At 64.6% G+C, this 6,469-nt stretch carries 5 protein-coding genes; 4 read left to right on the top strand and 1 reads right to left on the bottom strand.

The features are described from left to right. Nucleotides 1–288: 288 nt before the first annotated feature. On the bottom strand, nt 289–2,112 hold the full coding sequence (locus tag ABIC78_RS19990) for an AMP-binding protein (RefSeq protein WP_354491609.1): 1,824 nt from the start codon (nt 2,110–2,112) through the stop codon (nt 289–291). A gap of 340 nt (nt 2,113–2,452) precedes the next feature. On the opposite strand from ABIC78_RS19990, the gene ABIC78_RS19995 reads away from it, so the two are divergent. From ABIC78_RS19995 to ABIC78_RS20010, 4 genes are all read left to right on the top strand, one after another. Beyond that, nucleotides 2,453–3,787, top strand: coding sequence for a spinster family MFS transporter (locus ABIC78_RS19995; RefSeq protein WP_171797365.1), 1,335 nt, complete (start codon nt 2,453–2,455; stop codon nt 3,785–3,787). 132 nt (nt 3,788–3,919) lie between these two features. Continuing rightward, complete coding sequence (locus ABIC78_RS20000) at nt 3,920–5,092, top strand: thiolase domain-containing protein (RefSeq protein ID WP_171797366.1); 1,173 nt, start codon at nt 3,920–3,922, stop codon at nt 5,090–5,092. 1 nt (nt 5,093) lies between these two features. Next, entirely contained in the window at nt 5,094–5,543 is a 450-nt protein-coding gene (locus tag ABIC78_RS20005; protein ID WP_354491612.1) for a Zn-ribbon domain-containing OB-fold protein, read from the top strand. After that, complete coding sequence (locus ABIC78_RS20010) at nt 5,540–6,337, top strand: crotonase/enoyl-CoA hydratase family protein (RefSeq protein WP_171797368.1); 798 nt, start codon at nt 5,540–5,542, stop codon at nt 6,335–6,337. The genes ABIC78_RS20005 and ABIC78_RS20010 overlap by 4 nt, the downstream gene beginning before the upstream one ends. Nucleotides 6,338–6,469 lie beyond the last annotated feature (132 nt).

Below are 6,469 nucleotides of genomic sequence, written 5' to 3' on the forward strand. Positions count from 1 at the left end.
CCTCCTCCGAGACTGTCGATACTGGAAAGCAGTTCGACATTTTGATTTTGAAGAGTTGTGCGAGCCGAGCGCCGACCCATTCCCTGCGGCAAACGATTGATCGGCCACCGCGGTGGAACAGGCTGCCTCGCCACATCGCACTTTATAAAATATTTTCTATCTGGAAAGTTATTCGATTATATTTTGATCGACAAGCTACTTTTTTGGCAATCGCAGTATGCTGCATGCGCGTTGCACAACGACTGCGGCGCACAATGGCTGCGCCGCGCACTGCCCCCGCCGACACGGTCATTTTTCCGGTTCGATCGTCAACACATCCTGCACCGCATAGGCCGCCTCGACATCCGCCGCTCGCAGTTGCAAAGACTTTGCGCGGTTGATGTAGCCCTTGTCGGTGATCTCGTTTTCCTGGATCGAGGGCGGCGTGCACAGCACCCGCAGGCGGTCGACTCGCAACGATGATGAACGGTTTTGGCAGTTGTACGCCGCCAGCCGGCTAGCCAGCACCGCACGCACGGCCGGCACCGCCACCAGTTGCTCGACAGGGACCTCTGCGCCCATTTCGGGTGCCAGCGCACGCACTTGCGCCAGGTTCAGCCAAACCAGCGCCGCCAGGTTGGCATGGCCCTCGCCGATGATCAACGCATCGTTGACCAAGGGTGAAAGCGCGCTGACCAGGGCCGCGCGCACGCTGCCCGCGTTGACGAACGTGCCCGTCAGCAACTTGAAATCCTCAGCCAGACGCCCGGCAAAGCGCAAGCCACGCGACGGGTCTGCCGGATCGACGAAGCGCACGGCATCGCCCATCCGGAAAAACCCCTCCTCATCGAACGCTTCGACCGTGCGCTCCGGCTCCTCCAGATAGCCCGGGGTGATATTGGGCCCTCGCGCGCGGATTTCGAAGCGGCCATCGCCCAGAGGCAGCAGCTTTATGTCGATGCCGGGATAAGGCAGCCCGGCATAGCCGGTGCCCTCGCTCGCCCAGCAATGGGCCAGCAGGCCAGGCGCGGTTTCGGTGCTGCCATATCCGCTGATCACCGGGATGCGCATGCCTGTCGCCGCCACGGCAAGACGTTGCAGACGGCTGCCGATTTCTTCGGGCAGAGCCGCACCGGCGTAGGAAATATATTCCAGGCGCGCGAAAAACCGGCTGCACAATTCCGCATCCTGTTCCAGCGCGTCGGCCAGGAGACTCAGTGCCAGTGGCACGTCGGAATAGGTGGTCACGTCCAGTTCGCGCAGATTGCGGATCGTGCGGGCAAACTCCCTGGCCGACGTGGGCCGGCCATCGTCGAGATAATAGGCCGCCCCGGCGTGCAGCGTGCTGTTGAACATGGCATTGCCGGCCATGGTGTGGTTCCACGGCAGCCAGCTCAGGATATCGCCGCCCGACCGTTGCGCACGCCACATGGCATCGCCCTGGTCCAGGTTGGTGCACATCATGCGGTGGGTGTTGATCACACCTTTGGGCCAGCCGGTCGATCCCGAGGTGAACAGGATTTTTGCCGCCGTGTCGGGCGTGAGCGCACCGACGGCCGCGGCCACGCCGGGCCCAGGCACGGTGTTCAGCATGCTTTCGAACGGCACCGCCCCGGCAACGGTTGGCACATTCGTCACCGCGACCAAGCGGTCGCTCGCGCCGATGGCATGCACCGCTGCGGCGAATTGTGCAGCGTCCTGGGCAAAGACGATCGCGGGCCTGAGCTTGTCGGCAATACCGACCAGCTTGCCGTGCGCGTCTGGAATCAGGGCATATTGCGGCGATGTGGGCGCAACCATGACGCCGATGGACATCGCGCCCAGCAGGAACAGCGCATGGGCAATCGAATTGCCCGACAGGATCAACGCGGTATCCCCCTTGCCCAGCCCGCGATCGAGCAAGGCCTGCGCGATCGCGTCGGCCCCGGCCTTGGCCTGGCCATAGGTGAGGCGCTCCCATTCACCGGCGCTGTTGCGTTCGGCCAGAAACGTGTGATTCGGGCGAGCCTCCGCCTGGCGCTGCAGAATGTCGATCAGCGTGCGCGGGGTGGTGGAAAGCTCTGCGGGATGCCGCAGGATCAGACTATCGCCAGCACCTTGCGTAACATTGACGCAAGGGTCCTTGACCGGCATGGGCCGAAAAGGCGCCAAATTCTCGGATTTCTCTGTAACGGCGGCAGCCTTCACATCCATTCTCCCTCGCTTTATTTTTGTATTTTCTGCAAAAATTCACATTCCCGATGCCGAGAGCGACCCATGAGCTGGGGCTATATGAAAATTACTACAGAGATTTCCGGCTATATCTGGCGGTATGGCCCTGCCGGTGGCAGGCCATTACTCTTGGTCAGGATGATAAAATCAAAATTGGTAATTGCGCAAGTGGAAAATATAATCATAAGATACAGACAAGATTGATAGCGAACCAAACGCCCGGCCGGCCTGGAACCGGACCCAGCGCACAGGAGAAGGAGCAATGCCCGCTGTGGACGCGCAAGCGACCTCGCCACCCATAACGGGCCGCTATGCCAGCCTTGCCCTGCTCACCATCACGGTCGTGCTGTGCAACATAGATCGCGGAATCATTGCTATCCTGTTCGAACCCATCCGCAAGGAATTCGCGCTCCAGGACTGGCAACTGGGCTTGCTGTCCGGGTTTGGCTTCACGCTGTTCTATTCGTTCGGCAGCATCGTCATCGCCCGGCGGGCCGAGCGCCGCAACCGCGTGGGCATCCTTGCCCTGGCGGTGGCGGGATGGAGTGCGATGACCATGGTCTGCGCGCTGGCGGGATCGTACGTCCAGTTGCTCGCCGCGCGCATGGGCGTTGGGCTGACCGAAGCCGGCTGCCAGCCTTCGTGCCACGCGCTGATCGCCGATCTATTCAGCGCGCGCGAGCGGCCCTTGGCCATGGGCGTCTTCGCCGCCGGCTCGGTCTCGGGCCTGCTCGTCTCGTTTCCGCTGGGCGGCCTGATCGCCCAGGCCTATGGCTGGCGCGCGGCGCTGCTACTGGTGGGGTTGCCCGGCCTCGTGCTGGCGATCGGCCTCAAGCTGTTGATGCGCGACCCTCGCTCGCTCCCCCATCTTTCGAGGCAATCGGCGCCCCATGCACGCAGGTCGGATGCGGGCGAACCGTGGACGGCAGCGATGAAGCAGATCTGGGACAACCGGGTACTGCGGCATGCTATCCTCGGCAGCGTGCTGATCACCATCGCCACCTCGCCCTCGACCTCGTTCGGGCCGGCCTATCTCATGCGCAGGTTCGCTATCAGCGAGGCCCAGGCCGGCTTGCAGTTCGGCCTGCTGACCGGCACGGCTGCCCTGCTCGGCAACCTGGGCTATGGCTGGCTGACCGCCGCCCTGCTGCGCAAGGGACCGGCGTGGGGTATGCTGGTTCCGGCCATCGCCAGTTGCGCCCATATCCCTGCCACTTTGGTATTCCTGCTCTCGTCGCGCCTTGACGTTGCCTTGGCCGGGATCACCGTGTCCTCCGTGATCGCAGTGGGCTGGATGGCCGCCACTTATGCCACGGTGCAAAGCGCAGCGGGGGTGGAGCGGCGCGCCACGGCGGCGGCCTGCCTGATGACTGCCTACACTCTGCTGGGGTTCGGGCTGGGGCCGCTCATCGCCGGCGTGGTCAGCGACCTGCTCAAACCCTGGCTGGGCGAAACGGCCATTCGCGGCGGCCTTTTGGCGGCCATGCCTTTTTCGCTGTGGGCGGTTCTGCACTATGGACTGGCGGCGCGAGCCCTGGCGCGTGGCACTGGCCCGGCAGATTTCGCCCCGGCATCCCCCCGCCCAATCCACCCATAACTGGCCGCTTGACCACCGGCGCCCGCCGCGTGGCTGTGCTGTCCCGGAGAAAAACGGCATGACAAGACGATTTGCCCATTCCTGCAACCCAGGCCACAACGGCCGGTACCGCACGATGCGGAGAGACTAGCCATGGCGGCAAGCCCCCCCAGCGCCTATGTGGTGGGCGCTTACGAGCACCCCATCCGGCGCGCCACCCATCACACCCTGGCCAGCCTCCACGCCGACGTCGCGCTGGGCGCGCTGGGCGATGCCGGCCTACGCGCGGCCGACGTCGACGGCTTCTTCTGCGCGGCCGATGCGCCGGGCCTGGGCGTCTTCGCGATGTGCGAGCACCTGGGCATCCAGCCGCGCTATGTCGAAAGCACCGAAACCGGCGGCTCGTCCTATATCGTGCATCTCAAGCATGCGGTGCAGGCGATCAGCAGCGGAAAATGCGATGTCGCGCTGATCGTCATGGCCGACAACCAGTTAGCCGCCGGGCGCGGCTTCGGCCTCACCGGCGTCGCCAATGCGATGGACATGCCCGCCATCAATTTCGAATTTCCCTATATCCAGTCGCCGGTCGGCGGCTATGCGCTGGCGGCGCAGCGACACATGCACGACTGGGGCACCACGGCCGAGCAACTGGCGTGGGTCAAGGTCGCCTTTTCGCATCATGCGCAGCACAATCCCCATGCCTTGCTGCGCGATCCGGTCACGGTCGCGGAGGTGCTTGCCTCGCCCCTGATCGCCGATCCGCTGCATCGCCTCGATTGCTGCGTCATGACCGACGGCGGCGGGGCGATCGTCGTGGCCCGACCCGAGATCGCGCGCAGTCTGACGCGTCCGCTGGTGCCGGTGCTGGGCACGGGCGAAGGCATGAAATACAACCTCGGCGGCAGGGTCGACTTGTCCTATTCGGCCGGCGTCCATTCCGCCCCGGCCGCCTTTGCCGAAGCGGGAGTAACCCCGGCCGATATCCGCTATGCCTCGCTCTATGACAGTTTCACGATCACCGTGATCATGCAGCTTGAGGACATCGGCTTTTGCGCAAAAGGCGAAGGGGGCCGCTTTGTCGACGATGGTAAGCTGATTGCTGGCGTCGGCCGCCTGCCGGTCAATACCGATGGCGGCGGTCTGTGTAACAACCACCCGGGCAATCGCGGCGGCATGACCAAGCTACTCGAGGCGATCCGCCAGGCCCGGGGCGAGGCACATCCTGCGGTGCAGGTTCCCGATCCCGCCCTGGTGCTGGCCCATGGCACCGGCGGCTCGCTGTGGGGCACCCATGTGGCCGCCACCGCCATCTTCGGGAGAGAATGACATGACCGATCCAGCCCAAGCCGCCGCCAAGGCGCCCGGCATCATCATCCAGCCCGATGCGGCACGCTATTTCGAGGCCGCCGCCAGCGGCGTGCTGATGATCAAGCAATGCCACGCATGCGGCCAGGCGCATTTCTATCCGCGCCAGGCCTGCCCGTTCTGTTCGAGCCAGGATACCGCCTGGATCGAAAGCAGTGGCAGCGGCACCGTCTATACCTATACCGTGCTGCGAAAGGGCCATCCCGGGCCCAGCATCCCGGTGTTCATCGCGCTGGACGAAGGGCCCACCCTGCTGGCCCGTATGGTCGGGGCCGAACCCGAAGACGTCCGTATCGGCATGCGGGTCAAGGCCTGCTTCCCGCCGCTCGGGCCCAACGGCGCGCCGCTGCTGGCTTTTGCCCCCGATCCAAACCCCGACCAAACCGCAAGACAGGACGCCATGCGCTCATGACCGACTCGCTCATCACGTACGAACGGGAGGGCGACATTGCCCTCATCGGCATCAATCGGCCGGAAAAACGCAATGCGCAAACCCAGGACATGTTCGGCCTGCTGGGCGCCGCCGCCACGCGGGCGGGCAACGAAGGCGCGCGCGCCGGCGTGATCTTCGGCCATGGCGATACCTTTTCCGCCGGGCTGGATCTGGTGGCTACGGCACAAGATCTTGCCCAGCGCACACCCCAAGAACTCGAACGGATGAAGCGCCTGCGCAGCGCGGCCCATGCCGGTTACGACCAGATCGGGCGCGGGCAGATTCCGTTCGTCTGCGCGATCCAGGGCGCGTGCATCGGCGCGGGATTCGAACTGGCCTGCGTGGCCCATGTGCGCGTTGCCGAGGAAAATGCCTATTTCGGCCTGCCCGAGGCGCTGCGCGGCATTTTTCTGGGCGGCGGCGGAACCGTCAATATCCAGCGCATCGCCGGCTATGCGACAATGGCCGACATGATCCTGACGCGGCGCATGCTCTCGGCCCAAGACGCCGAGCGGCGGGGCATCGTGCAATATGTGACGCCGCCGGGCGGCGCACTGGAAAAGGCCAAGGACGTGGCCCGCACCATGGCCGAAAACGCCCCGATGTCGAACTGGGCGGCGATCAACCTGCTGCCACGTATCGGCGATCTTTCGCACGACGACGGGCTGTTCGTCGAATATGTCGGCGCCAATTTCACCATCGGCGCGGAATCGCTGCAGCGGCTGAACGCCTTTGCCAACAAGACCGCAGAACGGTTCAAACCGCAGGATTGACGTTCCAGACTCGTGGGGGGGGGGGGGGGGGGGGGGGGGGGGCGGCATATTCCGGCGGGGGCGGCAGCGCTCCAACCTCGGGATAGCCGGGGAGCACCCCCGCCACCCCCCCCCCACCCGGCATTTTTAAAA

Origin of the sequence: Novosphingobium sp. 1529, from assembly GCF_040544855.1 — a bacterium.
GTDB classification, from domain to species: Bacteria; Pseudomonadota; Alphaproteobacteria; order Sphingomonadales; family Sphingomonadaceae; genus Novosphingobium; species Novosphingobium capsulatum.

Excerpts from the sequence above, each read along its gene's own strand:
- ABIC78_RS19990 (WP_354491609.1), bottom strand. The coding sequence starts at position 2,112 with ATGCCGGTCAAGGACCCTTGCGTCAATGTTACGCAAGGTGCTGGCGAT.
- ABIC78_RS19995 (WP_171797365.1), top strand. The coding sequence starts at position 2,453 with ATGCCCGCTGTGGACGCGCAAGCGACCTCGCCACCCATAACGGGCCGC.
- ABIC78_RS20000 (WP_171797366.1), top strand. The coding sequence starts at position 3,920 with ATGGCGGCAAGCCCCCCCAGCGCCTATGTGGTGGGCGCTTACGAGCAC.
- ABIC78_RS20005 (WP_354491612.1), top strand. The coding sequence starts at position 5,094 with ATGACCGATCCAGCCCAAGCCGCCGCCAAGGCGCCCGGCATCATCATC.
- ABIC78_RS20010 (WP_171797368.1), top strand. The coding sequence starts at position 5,540 with ATGACCGACTCGCTCATCACGTACGAACGGGAGGGCGACATTGCCCTC.